The 720-nt window shown below is 31.7% G+C and carries 1 protein-coding gene; it reads right to left on the reverse strand.

Annotated elements, in window-relative coordinates:
- Window positions 1-495 (reverse strand): 4-hydroxy-tetrahydrodipicolinate reductase (gene dapB, locus QMD61_11645; protein MDI6725287.1); only part of this gene is annotated, 495 nt, incomplete at its 3' end.
- Window positions 496-720: the final 225 nt, after the last annotated feature.

Consider the following 720-nt stretch of genomic DNA (forward strand, 5'->3'; position numbering starts at 1 on the left):
TGCTTTATGTTTGTGGTGTGCTTCTATTATTTCGATATCATAATCATTTAGGATTTTTGCAAGGTCTTTAATTATTTTAAAGAATACATTCACCCCTACCGCCATATTCGGTGCAATAACTGATTTTATCTTATTTTCTTCTATGGATTCTCTTATTTCATCCATTTGTTCATCTGAAATTCCTGTTGTTCCTACAACTACGTTAACACCATATTTAGCTGCTGTTTTAATTGTATTGGCTGCTGCATTTGCTGTTGTGAAATCAACAAGAACATCAGGTTTCTTTTCCTTTAAAACTTCAGAAAGATTTTGAGCACTATATATTTGGACACCTATTTTTCCAGCGCCTATTACTTCACCTATATCCTCTTCCTCAAGAGGAGTATCAGGTGCTCCTATTGCTGCTATAACTTCCATATCGTCCTGTTTTAATATAGCTTTAATTATTTCAGATCCTATTCTTCCACCCGCGCCTGTTACAGCTATTCTAATCATCTTGTTATCTCCATTAATAATTTTTTAAATTATAAAATTTAATGCTTATTTCCTGTTTATATGAATTTTAGATGGTTTTTAAGAGCTTTAATTCAGTATTTTTAAGATTTAAAAACTAATATAATTTATTTTGCTTCCTCTATCCACTCCTTAGAAACTTCCTGGTGGGTCATGTGCATATCTTCACTTAATGGTATTTCTTTAAGGAAGAATGCAACGATTAAT

Source organism: Methanobacterium sp. (assembly GCA_030017655.1).
In the GTDB taxonomy this organism is placed as follows: Archaea; Methanobacteriota; Methanobacteria; order Methanobacteriales; family Methanobacteriaceae; genus Methanobacterium_D.